The 20,201-nt window shown below is 64.6% G+C and carries 27 protein-coding genes; 23 read left to right on the top strand and 4 right to left on the bottom strand.

The window, feature by feature from the left end; genetic code table 11:
* Window positions 1-9: 9 nt before the first annotated feature.
* Together rho and trxA are read right to left on the bottom strand one after the other, a co-directional pair.
* Entirely contained in the window at window positions 10-1,269 is a 1,260-nt protein-coding gene (rho, locus tag D105_RS0112860) for a transcription termination factor Rho (RefSeq protein ID WP_018867683.1), read from the bottom strand.
* Between the two features lie 189 nt (window positions 1,270-1,458).
* Window positions 1,459-1,785: a thioredoxin TrxA gene (trxA, locus tag D105_RS0112865; RefSeq protein WP_018867682.1), complete on the bottom strand. Its 327-nt coding sequence runs from the start codon at window positions 1,783-1,785 to the stop codon at window positions 1,459-1,461.
* A 114-nt stretch (window positions 1,786-1,899) separates the two neighbouring features.
* Here trxA and D105_RS0112870 point away from each other — a divergent pair, with 114 nt between their 5' ends.
* Window positions 1,900-3,174 carry a DEAD/DEAH box helicase gene (locus D105_RS0112870; protein WP_018878659.1) on the top strand — a complete coding sequence of 425 codons (1,275 nt, stop codon included), beginning with the start codon at window positions 1,900-1,902 and terminating at the stop codon, window positions 3,172-3,174.
* Window positions 3,175-3,295: 121 nt separating this feature from the next.
* Here the strand turns inward: D105_RS0112870 and D105_RS14915 are convergent, their stop codons facing one another.
* Both D105_RS14915 and D105_RS15140 read right to left on the bottom strand, forming a co-directional pair.
* Complete coding sequence (locus tag D105_RS14915) at window positions 3,296-3,595, bottom strand: STAS-like domain-containing protein (protein ID WP_081619317.1); 300 nt, start codon at window positions 3,593-3,595, stop codon at window positions 3,296-3,298.
* A 124-nt stretch (window positions 3,596-3,719) separates the two neighbouring features.
* Window positions 3,720-4,283 (bottom strand): hypothetical protein, encoded by a 564-nt coding sequence (locus D105_RS15140; protein WP_155987713.1) that lies wholly within the window; start codon window positions 4,281-4,283, stop codon window positions 3,720-3,722.
* Window positions 4,284-4,775: 492 nt separating this feature from the next.
* Here D105_RS15140 and D105_RS0112880 point away from each other — a divergent pair, with 492 nt between their 5' ends.
* From D105_RS0112880 to D105_RS0112985, 22 genes are all read left to right on the top strand, one after another.
* Window positions 4,776-5,621, top strand: a complete 846-nt coding sequence (locus tag D105_RS0112880; RefSeq protein ID WP_018878660.1) for a ParA family protein — start codon at window positions 4,776-4,778, stop codon at window positions 5,619-5,621.
* Window positions 5,614-7,176 (top strand): ParB family protein, encoded by a 1,563-nt coding sequence (locus tag D105_RS0112885; protein WP_018878661.1) that lies wholly within the window; start codon window positions 5,614-5,616, stop codon window positions 7,174-7,176. Before D105_RS0112880 ends, D105_RS0112885 begins: the two co-directional genes overlap by 8 nt.
* Before the next feature lie 3 nt (window positions 7,177-7,179).
* Window positions 7,180-7,821 carry a DUF2857 domain-containing protein gene (locus tag D105_RS0112890; protein ID WP_018878662.1) on the top strand — a complete coding sequence of 214 codons (642 nt, stop codon included), beginning with the start codon at window positions 7,180-7,182 and terminating at the stop codon, window positions 7,819-7,821.
* Window positions 7,818-9,146, top strand: coding sequence for an STY4528 family pathogenicity island replication protein (locus D105_RS0112895; protein ID WP_018878663.1), 1,329 nt, complete (start codon window positions 7,818-7,820; stop codon window positions 9,144-9,146). The genes D105_RS0112890 and D105_RS0112895 overlap by 4 nt, the downstream gene beginning before the upstream one ends.
* The gene (locus D105_RS0112900) at window positions 9,143-9,961 is read left to right on the top strand and encodes a PH domain-containing protein (protein ID WP_018878664.1); all 819 of its coding nucleotides are present in this window, start codon (window positions 9,143-9,145) and stop codon (window positions 9,959-9,961) included. The genes D105_RS0112895 and D105_RS0112900 overlap by 4 nt, the downstream gene beginning before the upstream one ends.
* 90 nt (window positions 9,962-10,051) lie before the next feature.
* Window positions 10,052-10,363: a hypothetical protein gene (locus D105_RS0112905; RefSeq protein ID WP_017926608.1), complete on the top strand. Its 312-nt coding sequence runs from the start codon at window positions 10,052-10,054 to the stop codon at window positions 10,361-10,363.
* A 38-nt stretch (window positions 10,364-10,401) separates the two neighbouring features.
* The gene (locus D105_RS0112910; RefSeq protein ID WP_018878665.1) at window positions 10,402-11,232 is read left to right on the top strand and encodes a PFL_4669 family integrating conjugative element protein; all 831 of its coding nucleotides are present in this window, start codon (window positions 10,402-10,404) and stop codon (window positions 11,230-11,232) included.
* Between the two features lie 153 nt (window positions 11,233-11,385).
* Complete coding sequence (locus tag D105_RS0112915) at window positions 11,386-11,793, top strand: hypothetical protein (protein ID WP_018878666.1); 408 nt, start codon at window positions 11,386-11,388, stop codon at window positions 11,791-11,793.
* Window positions 11,783-12,133 carry a hypothetical protein gene (locus D105_RS0112920; protein WP_026280494.1) on the top strand — a complete coding sequence of 117 codons (351 nt, stop codon included), beginning with the start codon at window positions 11,783-11,785 and terminating at the stop codon, window positions 12,131-12,133. Before D105_RS0112915 ends, D105_RS0112920 begins: the two co-directional genes overlap by 11 nt.
* Window positions 12,134-12,319: 186 nt before the next feature.
* Window positions 12,320-12,715: a single-stranded DNA-binding protein gene (gene ssb, locus D105_RS0112925; protein WP_018878668.1), complete on the top strand. Its 396-nt coding sequence runs from the start codon at window positions 12,320-12,322 to the stop codon at window positions 12,713-12,715.
* Window positions 12,708-12,902: an acyltransferase gene (locus tag D105_RS14920; RefSeq protein ID WP_081619318.1), complete on the top strand. Its 195-nt coding sequence runs from the start codon at window positions 12,708-12,710 to the stop codon at window positions 12,900-12,902. The genes ssb and D105_RS14920 overlap by 8 nt, the downstream gene beginning before the upstream one ends.
* Before the next feature lie 3 nt (window positions 12,903-12,905).
* The gene (locus D105_RS0112930) at window positions 12,906-13,130 is read left to right on the top strand and encodes a hypothetical protein (RefSeq protein WP_018878669.1); all 225 of its coding nucleotides are present in this window, start codon (window positions 12,906-12,908) and stop codon (window positions 13,128-13,130) included.
* Window positions 13,127-13,639: a hypothetical protein gene (locus D105_RS0112935; protein ID WP_018878670.1), complete on the top strand. Its 513-nt coding sequence runs from the start codon at window positions 13,127-13,129 to the stop codon at window positions 13,637-13,639. The genes D105_RS0112930 and D105_RS0112935 overlap by 4 nt, the downstream gene beginning before the upstream one ends.
* 19 nt (window positions 13,640-13,658) lie before the next feature.
* Window positions 13,659-13,994: a hypothetical protein gene (locus D105_RS0112940; protein ID WP_017941456.1), complete on the top strand. Its 336-nt coding sequence runs from the start codon at window positions 13,659-13,661 to the stop codon at window positions 13,992-13,994.
* Entirely contained in the window at window positions 13,991-16,225 is a 2,235-nt protein-coding gene (locus tag D105_RS0112945; RefSeq protein ID WP_081619319.1) for a DNA topoisomerase III, read from the top strand. Before D105_RS0112940 ends, D105_RS0112945 begins: the two co-directional genes overlap by 4 nt.
* 24 nt (window positions 16,226-16,249) lie before the next feature.
* Window positions 16,250-16,486, top strand: a complete 237-nt coding sequence (locus D105_RS0112950; RefSeq protein ID WP_018158380.1) for a hypothetical protein — start codon at window positions 16,250-16,252, stop codon at window positions 16,484-16,486.
* A 188-nt stretch (window positions 16,487-16,674) separates the two neighbouring features.
* Window positions 16,675-16,866 carry a hypothetical protein gene (locus D105_RS15145; RefSeq protein WP_026181389.1) on the top strand — a complete coding sequence of 64 codons (192 nt, stop codon included), beginning with the start codon at window positions 16,675-16,677 and terminating at the stop codon, window positions 16,864-16,866.
* 185 nt (window positions 16,867-17,051) lie between these two features.
* Window positions 17,052-17,471 carry an STY4534 family ICE replication protein gene (locus D105_RS0112965; protein ID WP_018878672.1) on the top strand — a complete coding sequence of 140 codons (420 nt, stop codon included), beginning with the start codon at window positions 17,052-17,054 and terminating at the stop codon, window positions 17,469-17,471.
* A 128-nt stretch (window positions 17,472-17,599) separates the two neighbouring features.
* A complete protein-coding gene (locus tag D105_RS15220; RefSeq protein ID WP_018158376.1) occupies window positions 17,600-17,773 on the top strand; it encodes a hypothetical protein in 174 nt (57 codons plus the stop codon).
* 626 nt (window positions 17,774-18,399) lie between these two features.
* Window positions 18,400-18,594 (top strand): hypothetical protein, encoded by a 195-nt coding sequence (locus tag D105_RS0112975; RefSeq protein WP_017941449.1) that lies wholly within the window; start codon window positions 18,400-18,402, stop codon window positions 18,592-18,594.
* Between the two features lie 237 nt (window positions 18,595-18,831).
* Window positions 18,832-19,773 carry an ArdC family protein gene (locus tag D105_RS0112980; RefSeq protein WP_018878673.1) on the top strand — a complete coding sequence of 314 codons (942 nt, stop codon included), beginning with the start codon at window positions 18,832-18,834 and terminating at the stop codon, window positions 19,771-19,773.
* Window positions 19,770-20,054 (top strand): hypothetical protein, encoded by a 285-nt coding sequence (locus D105_RS0112985; protein WP_017926591.1) that lies wholly within the window; start codon window positions 19,770-19,772, stop codon window positions 20,052-20,054. Before D105_RS0112980 ends, D105_RS0112985 begins: the two co-directional genes overlap by 4 nt.
* Window positions 20,055-20,201: the final 147 nt, after the last annotated feature.

Below are 20,201 nucleotides of genomic sequence, written 5' to 3' on the forward strand. Positions count from 1 at the left end.
AGTGTTTCCCTAGCTGCGCTTCATCTGGTCGAAGAATTCGGAATTGGTCTTGGACGACTGCATGCGGCCGAGCAGGAATTCCATGGCCTCGATGTCGTCCATGCCGTGCAGGAACTTGCGCAGGATCCAGAGCTTTTGCAGCTCGTCCGGGGCGGTCAGCAGTTCCTCGCGGCGGGTGCCGGAGCGGTTCACGTTGATCGCCGGGTAGATGCGCTTCTCGGCGATGCGGCGTTCCAGGTGCACCTCCATGTTGCCGGTGCCCTTGAACTCCTCGTAGATCACTTCGTCCATCTTGGAGCCGGTATCCACCAGCGCGGTGGCGAGGATGGTCAGGCTGCCGCCCTCTTCCACGTTGCGCGCGGCGCCGAAGAAGCGCTTCGGGCGATGCAGGGCGTTGGCGTCCACGCCGCCGGTCAGGACCTTGCCGGAGCTCGGCGCCACGGTGTTGTAGGCGCGCGCCAGGCGGGTGATGGAGTCCAGCAGGATGACGACGTCGCGCTTGTGCTCGACCAGCCGCTTGGCCTTCTCGATCACCATCTCGGCGACCTGCACATGGCGCTGGGCCGGCTCGTCGAAGGTGGAGGAGACGACCTCGCCCTGGACCATGCGGTCCATCTCGGTGACCTCCTCCGGGCGCTCGTCGATCAGCAGCACGATCAGGTAGCACTCGGGGTAGTTCGCGGCGATGCTCTGCGCGATGTTCTGCAGCATCAGCGTCTTGCCCGCCTTGGGCGGGGAGACGATCAGGCCGCGCTGGCCCTTGCCGAACGGCGCGACGATGTCGATCACGCGGGCGGTGATGTCCTCGGTGGAACCGTTGCCGCGCTCCATGCGCATGCGCTCGTTGGCATGCAGAGGGGTCAGGTTCTCGAACAGCACCTTGTGCTTGGCGTTCTCCGGCGGCTCGAAGTTGATCTCCGAGACCTTCAGCAGTGCGAAGTAGCGTTCGTTGTCCTTGGGCGGGCGGATCTTGCCGGAGATGGTGTCCCCGGTGCGCAGGCCAAAGCGGCGGATCTGGCTGGGCGAGACGTAAACGTCGTCCGGGCCGGCCTGGTAGGAGCTGTCGGCGCTGCGCAGAAAGCCGAAGCCGTCCGAGAGGATCTCGAGGACGCCGTCGCCGTAGATGGCCTCGCCGCTCTTGGCGTGGGCCTTGAGCAGGGCAAAGATGATCTCCTGCTTGCGCGCGCGGGACATGTTCTCGATGCCCTTTTCTTCGGCGAAGGCCACGAGATCGGCAGCGGACATCCGCTTCAATTCGGTCAGATTCATGCGTGGGGTGCTGTATTCAACGTGGATGATCGGCGACCGGGGGTGGCCGCACGGATTGACTGGAAGGAGGCAGGGAATGGCCTGGCGGCCACTCGAACTCGTTCGATGGTAAGCGAGGCGGCGGCGCGGGGCAAGCCCGGCGAAGCCATGCGCCTGCTGGGCCTGGCGGCGGACCGCCAGGCGCGGATATTACAGGTGCTGGTCCAGGAACGCGGTCAGCTGCGACTTGGACAGGGCACCGACCTTGGTGGCCTCGACATCGCCGCCCTTGAACAGCATGAGCGTCGGGATCCCGCGGATGCCAAACTTCGGCGGCGTGGACGGGTTCTCGTCGATGTTCAGCTTGGCGACCTTGACCTTGCCGGCGTATTCTTCGGCGATTTCGTCCAGAATGGGCGCGATCATCTTGCAGGGACCGCACCACTCGGCCCAGTAGTCCACCAGGACGGGCTGGTCGGCCTTCAGGACGTCCTCGTCGAAACCGGCGTCCGATGTGTAAACAATTTTGTCGCTCACTCCGAGCCCTCATGACTTGGGTTGGGGGAACAGCCCGCACCGCCGGCTGCTCGGCCTTACTATCGACGATCAGCGCCGGACAGTTCAAGTAACAGGCAGCACCCGAGGAACCCGATGACCGAAACCGCCCAGGACACGCCCCGCTTCGACCAGCTCGATCTGCCCGAACCCGTCCAGGCGGGCATCCGCGCCACCGGTTTCGAGACCTGCACCCCGATCCAGGCGCAGACATTGCCGATCGCCCTGGCCGGGCGCGACGTCGCCGGCCAGGCGCAGACCGGGACCGGCAAGACCGCGGCCTTCCTGATCGCGACCTTCAACCGGCTGCTGCGCCAGGCGCCCTCGCCGAACCGCCGCCCCACGGACGTGCGCGCCCTGATCCTGGCGCCGACCCGCGAACTGGCCATCCAGATCCACAAGGATGCCGAGTCGCTGGGCGCGGAGACGGGGCTGAAGCTGGCCCTGGCCTACGGCGGCACCGGCTATGACACGCAGCGCGAGCAGCTCGAGGCCGGGGCGGACATCCTGATCGGGACACCGGGGCGCATCATCGACTACTTCAAGCAGAAGGTCTTCGGCCTCAAGTACACCGAAGTGGTGGTGCTGGACGAGGCCGACCGCATGTTCGATCTCGGCTTTATCAAGGATGTGCGCTTCCTGATGCGCCGCTGCGCACCCCCCGGCGAGCGCCTGTCCATGCTGTTCTCGGCCACGCTGTCCTACCGCGTGATGGAGCTGGCCTTCGAGCACATGAACAACCCGGAGAAGGTCCAGGTCGAGGCCGAGACCCTGACCGCGGACCGCGTGCGCCAGGTGATCTACTACCCGGCCAACGACGAGAAGATCCCGCTGCTGCTGGGGCTCGCGCGTGACCTGGAGCCCGAGCGCGCGATCGTGTTCGTGAACACCAAGCATGGCGCCGAGAAGGTCTGCGACTGGCTGAACGCGAACGAGCAGAAGGCCGCCCTGCTGTCGGGGGACGTGCCACAGCGCAAGCGCCAGACCCTGCTGGAACAGTTCGCCTCCGGGGAGTACCGCTTTCTGGTGGCCACCGATGTCGCCGCGCGCGGGCTGCACATCCCCGCGGTCAGTCACGTCTTCAACTTTGACCTGCCGCAGTCCGGCGAGGATTACGTGCACCGCATCGGGCGCACGGCCCGCGCCGGCGCCGAGGGCGACGCGATCAGCTTCGGCTGCGAGGACTCGGCCTTCTACCTGCCGGACATCGAGAGCTATCTGGGCGAGCGCATCCCCACCGCGAGCGTCGACCCCGAGCGACTGTTCCAGGATGCCGTGAAACCGAAGCCGCGTCCGCGCAAGCCTCGAAACGACAACCGCAGAGGCTCTAGTCCGGGGCGCCGTGGGGGTGCAGCAGTGAAGCGCCGATAGCGCAACTGACGCTTGGAAGCTTGTCCGAATGCGCCCGAATCTGGTGGCAAGGCAAGCTTTCAATTCGAAGAGAGAAGCCTGCCCAGCGGCCTAACTCCACCTAGCCAGCCTGGTACATCAGCTAAGCTGCTATCTGGCCATTTTGGCCACGCCGGTAAATCGCCTCGGCAAGCGCGCGCAGCACTTCTGGTTTGATTCCCTCGAAGCGGACATGCTCAGTCACCCACTCAAGACCAAATTCATCAGCCAAAACGCCAAATGACTCGTCAGCATAGGACTCTGAAACGGACTCCACAGAGGAAAAATTCACTGTCACAAGGCCAGCTTTCGACGCAGCAATCACTTCGGCGCGAAGGGCTGCCGCAGTTGTACGCGACGCTAGATCTGTCCCATGCAGATGGATAGTTGCGAAATCACTCATCGCGGTCCTCCTTGTAACAAGCGCATGAGAGCCTCTACCTCGGGTTCTTGGGGATCACCGCTGTGTTTGGCAACCAAGCTCTCACGAAAACGGCAGGAGATTGAGACCCCCTGCCAAAACGTGTCTATCTGAGAATAGCTCTTTTTGCCCCCGCTATCCATGCGCATGATCGAGTTTCCCGAGGCAATGTTAGCTCGCCACAGAAGTCCGAGGCCAAGCGGACCAGCTTGGGCAACCCAAGCCCTTGGTGGTGATTCCCGTAGTTCGTGTGGCGTGCCAAGCCCTGCATTGGGTTCCCAGAAACATCTTCAGGGAGGGTCTGGACCAAGGGGTCTTCCGATTCGTTCACCAATTTTGTCGAATGCCCCTCTTGGATACACCAATCAATCGCTTGCTCGTGGTTAGCGGGCGCTAACCCGACACGGTGCATTTCCTGGAAAAAACCAATCCCCCCATCAGCCAAGGCAAATTCCAGATAGGAATCCTGTTTATGAGGCACTTTCCAGCGCTGCGCCATAGACACACCTAGCGACATGCCGTGAGCCCAGACATTGTCATGGAGATCACCTACCACAGAGAAGAGATCCCGGGTGAATTGGCCAAACTGCTCGTCCCACGGAGCAATATTCCGGATGCAGCCATTGATCTGGCCCGTGGCACGATCAACCGCTTCGCGATTATCCAGCATCACCAATGGCGAGTATCGGCACCCAGCCCCGTGGCGTTCATAGGGATACGTATCTCTTCCGCCCAAGATTCGTTCTAGGGCGATTGCTCCCGCGTACTCTCGGAGATCTTCCGTAGGAAAAGCTACGTTGTCGATGGGGACATGCCTCGCGCGCGCCCTGATAGCGAACGTGACCCAAAATCCCGGCGTGCAGAATCCTAGGGGCACCCGCGCAGACAAGGACGCCTCGTTGATGAGCCCGTCAATCTCATTCAGGACGCGAGTGGCGTTGTATTCCGGCATAGCGGTGGTCGACGAATGACGCTTAACGACAAGGACCGAATGGACTTCGGCTCCAAGCGTGAAGAGGGGCGGGAAGATGGTGCCGGCGAGAGGAGTCGAACCTCCGACCTATCGATTACGAATCGGTGCCGGTGACCAAACAATGTAGAGGGCGTTACGTCAGGTGACCCGTGAGGACTGGTAAACACACCAGTACCAAGGGGAACCATTATGACAGTCCGAATCACGACCGCATCAACCAAGGGCGGTGTCGGCAAGACCACCGTCACGGCCAACCTCGGCGCCTACCTCGCGGACCTCGGCTACAAGGTCCTGCTGATCGACGCCGACATCCAGCCCACCCTGTCCAGCTACTTCCCGGTGGACCCGGCCCTGATCGCCGCCGGGGGACTCACCGAACTCATTACCGCTGGCGACACCGACGGCACGGTCACTCCGATCGACATCCCGCTCGACGGCGAGCACGACGGGGCACTCGACATTGTGGTGTCCAACGACCCCCAGGGTCGGCTGCAGCAATGGATCCTGCACACGCCGGACGGCCGCGTGCGGCTCAAGCACATCCTCGCGGATTACGACGACCTCTATGACGTCGTCCTGCTGGATACCCAGGGGGCTGTCGGCCCCCTGCAGGATGCCGCCGTCCTGGCGGCAGACTTCCTGCTCTCCCCTATTCCCCCTGAAATCCTCTCCGCCCGCGAGTTCGCGCGCGGGACCGTGTCGATGCTTGATCGGCTGCGACCGATGGCGGCCATGGGCGCACCGGTCGGTCCGCTGCGCGGCCTCCTCTATCGGGTAGACCGAACCGGAGACGGCCGCGCGATCGCGGACGAACTCCGGCGCGAGGCCACCGGTGAAAGTCGCGGCCAGATCACCATCCTCGATACGTACATCCCCTCCGCCGTGGCCTATCGCGAGGCGGCCACCCAGCAGGTGCCCGTCCATCGGTGGGAGCCCCACCGGCAAGGCCCCACCCTGTCCGGCGCCGAGACCATGCGCCGCCTCACCGAGGAGCTTCTGCCTCACCTGATCCGGGGAGGGGCGCAACATGGCTAAGAAACAGCTGAGTTCCGAGGAGCTGCGCAGCCGCCTGACCGTCGGCCATTTCGGTGATTCGGCGGCGCAGGAGCTGCCGCCCGGAGATCCCCTGACCGTCACGCAGATGGTGCTGGAGATCGACCGGATCCGGCCGTATGACGGCAACCCTCGGCGGCAACGCAACCCGCAGTACGACGAAATCAAGGCATCCATCCGGGCGCAGAAGCGTCTTAACAACGCCATCGAGGTCACGCGGCGACCGGACGACGACCTCTATATGGTGCGCGCCGGCGGGAACACGCGGCTGCAGGTCCTCAAGGAACTCTATGAGGAGACCGGCGACGAGGCCTATCGCCAGGTGCATGTCCTCTATCATCCCTGGACCTCGGACCAGGATGTGCTGGGCGCGCACCTGATCGAGAACGAAATGCGCGGCACGATGACGCTGATCGATCGCGCACTCGCGGTCGATCGTCTCCGCGAAATGTTCGAGGCGGAAGTCGGCGAGAGCCTGAGCCGCAGCGAACTCCAGCGGCGGCTACAGGAGATCGGCTATACGGCCTCTCGGACGCTATTGAGAAGGTTCTCCTACGCCGCGACGACTCTACTGCCGTGCATCCCACAGGCCCTCTACGGCGGGCTCGGCAACGACGGAGTCGAGAAACTCCGCAAGCTCCACCGTTCGGCCCATGCCGTCGGCGAGTCCCATGGACACACCCAGGATGCGGTGGACATGGTGTTCGAGGAGTCGCTCGCCGTTACCGATGCGCCCGATTGGGACCCCGGCGCCGCGCGGCAGGAGCTGGAGCGACGTCTGGCCGAGGATCTGTCCCTCGATCTGCGCACCGTGCGCATGGAGCTCGATACGCCGCCGACGCAGGACCCCGAGGGAACGACGGACCCATCCGACATGCCCTCGGACGCCGATCCCGGCGCAATGGGCCAACCGACACCGCCCGTCCAGGATGCCCCACCTGACGGGGTGCCCGGAGCGAACCCCGAGCGTTCCGGTGCCGCTACCGGTGGTGAAGCCGGTGAAGGTGACCCGCCCCCTGCCGCCCCACCGGTCACGGCACCGACTGAGCCCGCGCCCACGCCCGGACCCGCGCCAACCGTGGCGGAGCTACGGGATCGGATCTACACGTTGGCCCGGCAGATCGCCACCCGCTACCACTACGCCGATCAGATCCAGCCCGTAGACATCGGCTATGGCTACTTCATCGACCTGCCGAGCGAGACGGTCGAGGAGGCGGCGGCCAGGATGAACGGGGTGGAGAACGACTACCGCCTCTGGACCTGGTGGCTGCTGTTCAGCTGGTCGCAGATCGGCCTGCACCCGGACCGCGTCCTGCAGACCGCCCCCACCCATCGCCTGGCCTCAGCGATTCACCGAGGCGACGAGGAGGAGGTCATCGCGCGGCACATCCCCGAGCCACCCTGGCGCGCGCTGGGCTGGATGGTCAGTTCGTGCCTTCGCGAGCCCGATTTCGCCGACTTCGTCGCCCTCGTCCAGGCCTGCCGCGACCTGCAGCACCAGGCCGACGCGGACGATCTCGATCCGTGGGAGGGCTGAGCCATGAGCAGCACAGCGGATCTCACCCTCCATGTCCTGCGCTACGCCATGTCCAGGCTGCAGGACGCCGACATGAACGCCCTCAGCGTATTGGGCCTCACACCGGACCAAGCCTCGACGCTCGCCGACATGACGTTCGACGAGCTGGTCGAGATTTCGCGGCTCGGGCATCTGTTCATTGATCTGCAGATCGACGCCGATCGGTTCGATCAGCTGATCGAACGAGCGCGGGGCGAGGTCCAGTCCCGGCAGGTTCAGGACGAGCTGCTGCGGCACCAGGCCGACGCCCGGATGATGGAGGCGCTATTCGGCATGACGACAACGGATGTGGCCCGACGTCGGCGAGTGCTCGGGCTGCCCTCGCAGCCCGGTCGGCCGCGCTCCCCCTCGCCCGAACAGGCTCAGGCGATGTGGGACGCATGGCGGGCCGCCCCGAAGGACCTACCCGATCCGGATCGCTATCTCCACGTCGCGCGAAGCACGAAAACCTCGGCCGCTGCGGTTTACCGCCTCGTCGCGGAGTGTCAGCAAACACTCACCGATCGGGCCCCAACGTATCCGCCGGCCAAGACGACGCAACCCGTGGTGGACCTGGTGCATCACCAGTTCGGGACCCACCTCTATTCCGCCGGGGGCTCGTCGTGAGTGCAGCGGAAATCACACCCCGCATCCGAGGACTCAAGGCGTACCTGGAGGACGCCGCGCGACAGCTACGGGATCGACCGCCGGACCCCGCCGGCGAGGAGGAAGGCGCAGTCCTGTATTTCGGGAACTGGCATGACTCCCACCCCCGGGCGCTGCTATTCGCGGACGAGCTGGGGCCGACTGACAAGCTCGCCTGGATGGTGATCCAAGCGACCTCGGATCCCAAGGCCCCCGCCCGATTCCCGTCGTATGACGAGTTCGGCCGCGCCGGCCTCGGGTCCCGGCCCACCATCGCCGCCGCCATCGCCATGCTGCGCATCACTCGATGGATCTCGCTGTGCGATCGCGTCCGCGACGGTCAGGGCCGATACCGGGGGAGCGTCTACGCGATCCACGACGAGGCGGTATCCGTCACCGAGGCGATGTACCTCGATCCGGAGTACATCACCTATCTGGAGAGCCTGACCGATCACGGCCATCGACGGGTGCGCGAGACTGCGCAGCAGGTGCTGTCCACGATCCAGCATCGCCTCGATGCCGACCGCGACCTCACCGATCCCGTGGACACCGGGGGTCGCTTTGAGCGCCGCCTCGCCACCCTGAGCGCCGACCCGGCCGTGCGAGCCGCCGCGAGCCCTTCGGGACGGGCCTGCGGTGCCCAAGTTAAGGAGGCTAACTCGGGTGAGAGCCAAGTAAAGAATCTTAACTCGGTCGCCGATCACCGAGTAAAGAATCTTAACTCGGTGGACCCGCCCGACGAAAATCCTTCAAAAACAGAAACTTCGTACCAAGTTAAGAATCTTAACTCGGCTCGCGCGCGCGGGGGTAGTAGTAGTTTATATAAACCTACTACTACAAAACCTACCTCTGAGGTATTGGAACAACCGGGCGCGCGCGACAGCGAGGAGACCGCCGCTGAGCTGCACTATCCCGAGAGCTTCGGCGCCGATCACCGCAAGCTCGCAGACCGATGTCTGCAGGGATTACCCGCCGACCAGGCCCAGCAGGTCCTGGACGAGGTCGCCGGTGCCATCCGGGATCGCGCTCAGACGGATCCGATCCGCAACCCCTTGCGCTACCTGAGTGCCGTCGCCAAGCGGGCGCGCAGCGGCGAGTTCCTGCCGAGCTACGCCGTGGACGCGGCCGAACGACGGCGACGCAAGGCCGAGCAGGCGGAGCGCGAACGCCGGATCGATCAGGCAAGCGTCCAGCAGGCCGAGGCGCAGGTGGTCACGGTCGAGCCCGACGCGAACAACGAACTGGTGCAGCGGCTGGAGAAGGCCCGCAGCCGCAGTACCCACCGATCCAAGGAGCCAGGGGCATGATCCTCGACGAATATGACATGCCGTTCAGCCACGGCCGGGCTCGCGTGGTCCGGGATGCGCTGAATCGCGAGACCGAACAGCGGTACGAGTTGGTCGAAGTGTATTGGGGCGACCATCACGCGGGGTATGGCGTGGAACAGGTCGATCCCGATTCACCACCCGAGCCCCCGCCTCGGCCAGCAGACGACGAGGAGCCAAGCGAGTCGCTGCGACAGGCCGCACGGGAACACCGCCCGGCGTCGGACGGGGAGCCACCCCGAGACCAGTCCGCCAATGCGGACGCCGAGGTGCCGACCTATACCTTGCGCCCGGCGTTGCGCAGCGTATGGCCCACGGTGCTCAAGTTTGTGCTGCTCCTCGCCGTACTGGCCTGGACGCCGGAGATCGCGGCTTGGCTGGGGCAGTTGCCCGATCCAGTAGGTGCGAGCATTGCCGAGTGGCGCATGACCATCCCGGGCATCGGCGAGTTGCCCATCGTGCAGGCAGCACTGTCGATGGTCCTCGGGATCTGGATGGTGCTCACCGCGTTCCGGATCGTGTTCGCGATCTACTACTACCGATTCACCCTCGAACCGGATCGCGTCACGGTGCAGACCGGGATCATCGCGCGCCATCGCCGCACGATGCGCTATGCCAATGCGCGGATCCCGACCCTGGAACAGGGGGTCATCGATCGCCTGATCGGAATCGGCGAGGTCCGGGTGTCCTCGGCGGGCGGCGGCGAGACCGGCGAGATCCGGCTGCACGGGATCCGACGCCCCCTGGAGGTGAAGGAGGAGATCCAGCGGCGCGTGGACGCGGTTTGGGAGCGCTGAGCCAGACCAGAGGGGGTGGAACCCCGTTCCACCCTGAGCCAGACCAGAGGGGGTGGAACCCCGTTCCACCCTGAGCCAGACCAGAGGGGAATGCCCGTGCCGAGGATTGCCACAGTAGACGCAGATCAGGCCCTAGATCGACTGCTGGACGTTGCGCTGAACCGCAGCGGGCAGGCGCGCTCCGTCCGTCGCGTGCTGCTGGCCTGCTACAACGCGCCGGAATGGCCGCTCGACCTGTCCGATCTACGAGGACTCGATCCGGATCTCCAGGCGTCCGCGCTCACGGCCATCGGACTCTTTATGGAAGGTTCCGATCTTTCCGAGCACCGACCCGAAGCTCCCTGGCAGGCAATTTGGGATTTCGCCTGCCGGGAAACGGAGGACGGTGATAGAACACGCTGACCGGGATCGCCCGGCACTCACGACATTAGGAGGCGACCATGGCCGACACGAAACCCATGCCCAACGAGGCCGACCCGATCGTGGACTGGCGTACCGCCAGTTCGTCCCCCGGAGGCCTGCGCGGGTCCGCCGCGATGGAGATCCAGACGCGCCAGGCGCAGCGGCTGGTGCACGGACGCGGAGCCACCGACAAGAAGGCACCCATCATCGGACTCGTGCGCTTCGCGACCACGATGCGGCGGATCTGGCGAGCCGCCGCCTTGGATGATCCGTGGGCCGACTGGAAACTGCTGCAGACCTATGAGTCCCTCACGGAGAACCGCGAGGGCATCAATGCCCTCCGGGAACAGACCGAGCGCCTCCTGGCCTCGATGCCCGGTATCGAGATCGATGTGGCTCAGAGCCAGAGTCCGTGCACCGTCCCACTGGAGTTCTCAAACCCCTACGGCTTCATGGGGGCCTACCTGATCGCCGACTTCGATCGGACCGCACGCGCCATCCTGACCGCGCGCCACGTCGGGCTCATGGGCCGGGACGAGAGCGAGCGGATGCTGTATCAGGGTGGCCGACTGGTCCGCAGTGCGTTCAACGCTCCGCAGGGATTCCAGTATCAGGGCGTGACCCGGGACGACGTGGCCGCTGGCACAGCGAAAGCCCGACAGGCCATCGAGACCCTCGGCCTGCCGCCGAAGGAAGTCCTGGAGGGGAAACTGCGTGCGCCGGTGGCACCCGACATTCGGGACCCGAAGGCGCGCAGCGAGCCGCCCCCGGGGCTTTATGACGACGAGGACGACGATGAAACCGATGCCCCGGCAGGCGAGCGCGCCGAGTCCTACGATTCGCCCGTGGCTCAGGAAACCGGAACGTGATGGACCTTGATGGATCGCCTGGCTCAGATGCACGGAGAGTAGTTATGGCCGAAGGCCTGCCATGTAGTTATGCCCTAAAGGGCCCTTTAAGGGTAAGGGGGGCGCGGGGCCACTGGAGAGGGATACATGAAACTCGCTGACGCACGTAAGCGAATGCAGGTTCTCGAAACCGAGCTACGGCAGATCGATGATCAGATGGACCAGCTGGTGCAGGAGTTCAAGAACACGTACCAGCGGCCCTGGGTCGCACATCCCGCGATCCATCGCTCCCGGCGGGAAGGCGGGTCCGTGTTCCGGTGGCGTCTACGTGGATTCGACGGCATCGGCCAGTCCTGGCTGATGTTTACGTCGGACATGCTGCAGGAGGCACTTTCCCGCGAGGGTGTACCCCTGCGAACGCGTCTGGCGTGGCTGAAGATCGAACGTCGAGGGCGGATCCTCACGTTCGAGCACCGCAGACGGAACTACGAGCGGCTGCGCCTCAAGGACCTGGTCACCCAGCTCCAGGGCTTGAACGCGCTGGAAGACCAATGGAGCGGTGGAGAGAGCCATGCTGAATGACGCCATGAGTCAGAAACTGCGAGAGGGTATCCGTAAGTCTGCCCGGGCGATGCGCCGGTCAATCGGCAGCATGACCATGGAAGAGGCGGCCAGGGCGGGGCATATCGTTCCGCTGGACGGCTGGAATGGTCTTGACCTCGTGGAACTCGACGAGCTTTTCGACGGACTCGATCAGGCGCGGGCACTGCGTGTCATTTGGCGGGCACGAACGGAGTTCGGCATCGACGTCACAGGACCCGACCACGCGTTGGAGCAGATTCGCCATCACCGCCTGGGTGATCGGCAACGGTTCCAGCTCGTGACGATCGCGAAAATCGAGACGGCGAGAGCCGCCGCGTAACCGCTATCCCGATAGTGGAACCCTGAGCCAGACCAGAGGGGGTGGAACCCCGTTCCACCCTGAGCCAGTAGTAGGACGAGTCGGCATCTTTCGGCCAAAACCACCCCGCTTCACTTCAGGATTTCGCCTAGCTTCCGGATGGGGCGCCGCGCACGCTGAAATCGAACCCATGTCCGGTGCGAATCAATGTCCAATGCCTTTTCCGGTCGCGGCAACCTTGGCGCGGCGCCCACGCTCCGCCATGCCGAGCGCGGCGGCGAATCAACCCCCGTCACCAACCTCCGCATCTTCTTTGATCGTCCGAAGCCCGATGGCAACGGCGGCTTTGAAGACAAGGGCGGGTTCTGGCTGGACGTCGCCCTGTGGGGCCCGCGCGCCGAGACCGCCGCTCGCCTGCTGCCTAAGGGCGCCCGGGTCCACGTCGAGGGCGAACTGTTCGAGTCCACATGGAGTGACCGCGAGACCGGCGAGGAGCGATCCCGCCTCGAACTCCGCGCGTCCGCCGTCGATCTCGATCTGGCTCGGGTCGAGGACGTGACCTTCCGGCGCCGGGACGACGGGGCTGGAACGACCGATGCCTGAGAGCCCGCTTGCCCGCGCCCGCTGCGATGCCTGCGTCTACTGGCATCGCCTGAGCACCAATGAGGGCTCCTGCCGGCGCCACCCTCCGGGACTGCTGCAGCCCATAGGCGAGAGCGACGGACCGTTCCCCCTTACGAAGGCGATCCACTGGTGCGGCGAGTGGACGCACCCGGACGAGGTTCGCTGAGCCATGCCCTTGTATCAAGCCCAACTGGTGGAACTCGGTCGCGTGGTCGCCACGACCCGCTTTGAGGCGCACAGCGACCAGGCGGCCGGGAAGGAGGCCGACGAAAGCGCCGACTGGCGCAGAGGGCAATGGGCCGAGGTCACCCGTGTCCCCACGAAGCCAGAACCCACGATCGCCTCGCGCGTCGCCGACGATGACCCAACCAAGGAAGAAGGAGACACTCCATGATGAACGGCACGATCACCCGCACCCTCCTTGCCGGTGCCGCAATCGCGGCCCTGTCCGGCTGCATCGTGATTGAGGAGACGCGGCCGACGACGTCCAGCAGCCCCACGGCTGGATCCAGCAACCAGGGCGGCGGCCAGCAGCAGTACGCGAACGAGGTCCTCAACTTCGAGGTCACCACCGCGACCGACGTTGATACTACCTTCAATCGCATCCGCCGCGAGTTCGGGTATCTGCCGCTGGAACAGCGCACCAATCCCGCCGGACAGCCGTACCTGGAGGCCTCGGACGCCTACCATTTCCATGAAAACCCCGGCTCCTTCTACTCCGTGCGGGACTACCGCGAAATCCTCGGTCACGCCGGCGTGGTCCAGATGGATATTTCCCGGGAGGGCAGCGGCAGTCACATCGCCGTGGAGTATTACGAGGGCACGGACAGCGTAGACGGCTTCCCGGCCACGGACGCGTTCATGGACCGCTTCCGCGCGAAAGTGCGCGAAACCGTGGAGTAACCCCGTACACGAGGACCCCATGATGCCCACCGGAATGTTCTCTAGCCGTATCGACACACTGGCGCGCGATCAGCTGGGACTCGATGACCCCCAGTTCACGATCTACGCCGCTGCCGTGCGCCAACTGGACGAGTGGCGCGAAGACGAAGGCGACTCTCCGTCCGTGGTGACCGTCGAACTTCCGCCGGGGTTCATGCGGGTCTCACTCGCCCCAACCACGGCCACGGACGCGAGCGGTCGGGCCACCGATTGGGACGTTACCCAATCTCGACACGGCATCGTCTACGTTGAGCTGGACGAGCCAGAACCTCCCCAACAGGGACCGAACGCCTCGTCCAACTCCTTGCCGACATGAAACTCTTTCTTGCGGAAAAGCCCTCCCAAGCCCGCGATATTGCGCGGGTATTGGGTGCATCGCGCAAGGAAAATGCGTGTATTCGCGGGGATGGGGTGACAGTCACCTGGTGCTTCGGGCACCTGCTGGAAATGGCCCCGCCACAAGACTATGACCCGGCGCTCAAGCAGTGGCGCGTGGAGACGCTTCCCATCCTGCCGGACCAGTGGCGGATGAACGTGCGACCCAAGGTGAAGGGGCACTTTTCCAGCATCCGGTCCCTGCTGAAACAGGCCTCCGAAGTCGTCGTCGCGACGGACGCCGACCGGGAAGGCGAGACGATTGCGCGCGAGGTTCTGGATCTGTGCGGCTACCGGGGGCCGATCCAGCGCCTCTGGCTCGCCGCGCTGGACGAAGCCAGTGTGCGCAAGGCCCTCGACAACCTGCTACCGGGGGATCAAACCTTCCCCTTGTACCGCGCCGGCGTGGCACGCGCCCGCGCCGATTGGCTTGTGGGCATGAACCTCACGCGGGCCTACACCCTCGCAGCTCGGGCCCGAGGCTATGACGGCGTTCTGTCCGTGGGGCGTGTCCAGACGCCCACCCTCAAGCTCGTGGTCGATCGGGACCGCGCGATCGAACAGTTCAAGCCGGTCCCCTACTACGAGGTATCGGTCCGCTGCGGCCATACGAACGGCTCCTGGGAGGCCCGATGGGTGCCACCCGAGGGGGTGAGTGACGCCGAAGGCCGCTGTACCAGTCAACAGGCGGCCGCCTCTGTGGCGCAGCGTGTACAGGGGGTGCAAGGCACCGTGACCCTGGCGCAGACCGAGCGCAAGCGCGAGAACGCGCCGCTGCCCTACGATCTCTCGACGCTGCAACAGGAGGCATCGAAACGGCTGGGGATGGGGGCGCAGGAGGTCCTCGATATCGCACAGTCGTTGTACGAGAAGCACAAAGCCACCTCCTATCCCCGGACCGACTGCCGCTACCTGCCCGTCAGCCAGCACGGCGAGGCCCGCGACGTCCTGCAGGCGCTGATGCAGAGCGACTCGACCATCGAACACCTGGTTGAAGGCGCGGATGCTTCCGTGCAGGGGCGCTGCTGGAACGATGCGAAGATCACGGCGCACCACGCCATCATCCCCACCACCGCCGCTGTGGATGTCCATGCCATGTCGTCGCGGGAACAGGCGGTCTACGACCTGATCCGGCGCCGCTTCATCGCGCAGTTCTATCCGGCCTACGAGTACGATCAGACGCGGCTGGAAGTCGCGGCCGAGGGCGAGACGTTCCGTGCGCAGGGGCGGGTGAACCGCCGAAGCGGCTGGCGCGTGCTGATCCAGACGGACGCCTCGGCCGAGGAGCGCAACGAAAGCGCCCAGGCGCTTCCCAGCGTGCAGAAGGGCGACCCCGTCTCCCTGGCCGGCGCGCAGATCCGCGACAAGGAAACCACCCCGCCGGAGCGCTTTACCCAGGGCACGCTGCTCGCCGCCATGAAGAACATCGCCCGCGAGATCGCGGACGAGCGGCTGCGGCGCGTCCTGAAAGAGAACACGGGCATCGGCACGGAGGCGACGCGCGCCGGGATCATCCAGACCCTCATGGATCGCGGCTACCTGGAGGAGCGCAAGAAGAAACTCACCTCCACGGCCGCCGCCCGGTCGCTGATCGATGCGCTGCCGGATCCGGTGAAGGACCCGTCCACCACGGCCCTGTGGGAACAGGCACTGGACCAGATCGCCAAGGGAGAAGGCGAGATCGACGGGTTCCTGCAACGGCAGTCCGAATGGGTCAAGCGACTGGTGCAGAACGTTCAACAGCAGGGCGCCGACGCGGTTCAGGTCGAGGCGCAGGCCCAGCACGCCTGCCCCGCATGCGGTTCGCCCATGCGGCGCCGCAAGGGCGGGTCCGGGGCGTTTTGGGGTTGTACCCGCTATCCGGACTGCACGACCACGCTGCCCGACCAGGGCGGAAAACCCGGCAAGGCCCCGAAACAGGGGCCGGTCGGGCAGTGCGGCTGCGCCCAGCAGGGCAACATCAAGGAATCACCCAAGGCCTGGCAGTGCGAAGCGTGCAACGCCATTGTCTGGAAGCAGGTCAGTGGCAAGAAGCTGACCGAGACACAGGCGCTCACGCTGTTCGCGGGGGACCTGGTACAGCTCAAGGGTCTCAAGAGCAAACGGACTGGCAAAACCTTTGATGCCGGTGCGAAACTAACGGAAGGCAAGGTGCAGCTGCAGTTCGACTGACTGCGCCAGACTACAGGAGAGCCCATGGCGATCATCCGATTCCCCATCGAGCGCCGCGATCACTGCGCCGCCGGCGCGACCGTGGAACACCCCGAGCACGGGGTCTGCGAAGTCCTGGATATTCCGGACGAGAACCCCATGCGGCGGCTGCTCTATCGGGAGCGGGACCATGCGTGGATTGAGGCCGATGTGCGGGAGCTGCGCCAGATCGAGCGCCCGCTCGAACCGCATGAATTGACAGACGATTATTGGGAAGGATAAAACTAGAAGCGTCACACGGCTTTACCGCCCGCCTGAGCGCATCAGGCCCCTGAAAGCACCGCCCGGACCGGGTAGCGGTGCGCTGGCCCAGCCAGTCGGTCCTGCTGTATTCCATCCACCCACGCCGGGGAGAGCCTCCCCCCCGGTTGGGCGCGTCTCTTTCGGCTATTCTCGAAGGAGGCGCCTTTGTGAAAAGACCCCTTATCAACATCCAGACCGTCAAGGAAGATTCGCGGAAAATGGGCGTCGGCATGATCGTCGCCAGTATCGTCGCGTTGTTCCTGGAGGCGGTGCCGCTGGCCAGCGTGCTCTACGTGATCACGCTCGGAGTGATGCTCCTGGTCATCGGAAACATCCAGATCAACGAGGAGGAGTCGTGATGGAGCCGTTCGCGCTGATCGCCACTCTGATTTTCATCGTCTTCGTCATCCTGAACGTCATTGGCTGGCGTCAGGAACGTCGCAGCAAGAAAAAGTAGCGCCTCGCGCTACCTTCACCCTCCCGGGGAAACCAATCCCCGGACGGGCATGGTTTCTCCGGATTTCACTGAAACAGGAGAACCACCATGTCTGAGAACAAATACTTCGATCTGCACATCACCGGCCTTGGCTACCTGAATCGGGTACGCGAGGTGAGCCCCAAGAAGGGGGCGTCCTTCTATGCGTGCGACATCGTCGCGCTGCATGGATCCGCCGACGCCCCCGACAAGACCCGGTTCGATTGCCGGGTCAGCGGGGCGGAAGCCGAGCGGCTGATCAAGGCCGCCAAGACCTACATCGATGAAGATCGCAAGGTCCTCATCGGATTCAAGCTGGGTGATCTGTACCCGGATCTGTTCGAGTATCAGAAAGGCGAGAAAGCCGGTCAGACCGGCGTTTCGCTGAAGGCTCGGCTGCTCCGGATCGCCTGGGTCAAGGTGGACGGCGAAACCGTCTACACCGCATCGGCGGACTCGACTCAGGAACCGGAAAGCTCGGCCGCCTGAACCCGACCGACCGTTCGCCAGGGGGGCTCTCCCCCTTGGCTGCGGGGTGTCTCCGTTGTGGGACACCACCGATCCCTCTTGCCACGGCAGGAGGGATCGGGGTGTCCCACAACTGACGGAGAAGCCCCATGAAAGCTCGAACCACCATCACCAAGCTCTTTCGTTCGCTCGACTCGGTTTCCGAGGCCCTCAAGTGCGGTTTCCAGGTACTGGATAGCCGCACGCTGGAGCCCATTACGGATGCCGATCTGGAACAGCTTTCCACGTCCGATCTTCACCATCTGGAAATGCGGATCGGTTGATCGAGCCGGCGCCCCTTCGGGGGCGTCATTCCCGAGGGTCGCGCGCGACCCTAGGGAATGACGGCTTTACCGCCCGCCTGAGCGTATCAGGCCCCTTAAAACCCTTCCGGATCGGGAAGAAGGGTGCCGGCACTGCCGGTCGATCCATTTCCTTCACCCACCACGGGGACAACTGACCCCGTGGGGGCAGTCTGTCCCCATTACTCGGAGACAGACTCATGCGAGGACTTCACATCAGCCGGAAACACGAAGGCATGGCATTCAAGCGCGCGGGCGAGCGCGTGGACCTTCGGTTCACTCAGCCCGAATACACCAAGCGCCAACCGGCACGGGTGACTCCACCTCCGCGTCACTGGTGCCTTGAAGCACCCTGCTGACCGCTGTAGCGCGTCGAACCCCGGGACATTGTCCTGGGGTTCGGCTGTGTTTCGGGGCGTCATTCCCGAGGGTCGCGCGCGGCCCTGGGGAATGACGGCTTTACCGCCCGCCTGAGCGTATCAGGCCCCTGAAGCACCCCCGGATCGGGCAGGGGTGCGCCGGCTCGCCGGTCGATCCATTTCCTTCACCCACCACGGGGAGAGCACTCCCCGGTGGGGCGCTCTCCGTTCACAGACAGGAGAGCATCGATGGACAAGGAAACCATCAAGGCGTTTATCGCCTGGCTGGAAGCGGCGACCGAACAGGAAATCCTGGAGCGGCGTCAGCAAGCATTGAACGCTCAGGTGAGCACTCGGGAGGGCCGTGCCGACATCAATCTTGCGCTTCGTCTGATCGACGAGGAGCTGCTGGCACGTCTCGATCTGAAGTCGCAATCGTACTGAGCTTCACCGCGCGCGGTTTGAGTTGATCGTTGATCTGCTCGAACCGCTCGGTTTCGCCCCTGAACAAGGCGCGTGTCAGCGCCTGTTCCAGGGTGGAACGTTGACCATCAATGACCTTCATCACCGGCGCCTCGCTGCTCGGGTACGAACGGTCAACATACCATTTCAACCCCCGTGGGGCAGTCGGATCCCACGGGGATCGGTCTGTCCCCAATTTTCATGCACAGGAGACAGATCATGTCCAAGAAAGAAGCCTCCAAGGACCTGTACCAGGAAGTGACCGATCAGATCATCACGGCCCTGGAAAGCGGAGTCGTGCCCTGGGTCAAACCCTGGGATCGCGACAAGGCGGCACTGGCGAGCGGAATGCCGGTCAATGCCGCGACCAATCGCCCCTATCACGGGGTCAACGTCATGCTCCTGTGGATGCAGGAGGTGGCCCACGGGTATTCCACCAGTCGGTGGATGACCTTCAAGCAGGCGTCGAACGTCGGCGGCACGGTGCGCAAGGGCGAGAAAAGCACGCTGGCCGTGTTCTTCAAGCCGATCCAGCGGCCGAAGACCGACCGGGATGGCAAGCCGGTGACGGACGAGAAGGGCGAGCCGGTGATGAAAACCGTGCCGATCCTTCGGGCCTTCAAGCTCTTCAACGTGGACCAGATCGATGATCTGGAGGACCGGTATCGCGTGGGTCCCACCGGGGACGCCCCGGAACCGAGCTTCACGCCCATCGAGGCCGCGGAATCGGTGCTGGAGTCCTCCGGGGCTCTGATCCGACACGCGGGCGACCGGGCGTTCTATTCGCCCGAGCTGGATTACATCCAGTTGCCCCCGAAAGCGTCATTTCGGGAAGAGGCCGGTTATTACGCCACGGCGCTCCACGAACTCACGCACTGGACGGGGCACGAGTCCCGCCTCGCGCGCGAGGGGATCGTGGAGTTTGATCACTTCGGGTCCGAACGCTATGCGTTCGAGGAGCTGGTCGCCGAGTTGGGCGCTGCCTTCCTGTGTGCCGAGATCGGTATCCAGGGGGATCTTCGCCACGAGGGCTATATCGGCTCCTGGGTCCGGAAGCTCAAGGAGGACAAGCGGGCCATTTTCCGGGCCGCAAGCCAAGCCCGGAAAGCCGCTGAACACCTGCGGCCGGAGGCCGAGGTGCAGTCCGAGGAGGCGGGATGAATCCCGCCACCCTGGAAGCCCTGAACCAGCTCGCCGACGCGGCGGAGTCACCGACGGGACAGGGACGGCACGTCCGTCTCTTTCTGCTCGGTCTCTTCAACGGCCAGGAATTTCCGTTCGACCTTACCCGACTCCGGGTAATCGATCCGGACCTTCAGGTCGCTGCGCTGCGCGTACTGGCGTTCGACATGCGTTCCGGAACGGAGATCGACCACTGGATCTCCGGCGGAGCCGAGCGTCTCGCCCGTTGGGTGAGGCTTGAAATCCACTCTCAACCCTGACGGCCTTCGGGCCGTCATTCCCCAGGGTCGCGCGCGGCCCTCGGGAATGACGGCTTTACCGCCCGCCTGAGCGTATCAGGCCCCTGAAAGCACCCCCGGATCGGGCAGGGGTGCGCCGGCTCGCCGGTCGATCCATTCACTTCACCC

Source organism: Thioalkalivibrio sp. ALE28 (genome assembly GCF_000377425.1).
Classification (GTDB): Bacteria; Pseudomonadota; Gammaproteobacteria; order Ectothiorhodospirales; family Ectothiorhodospiraceae; genus Thioalkalivibrio.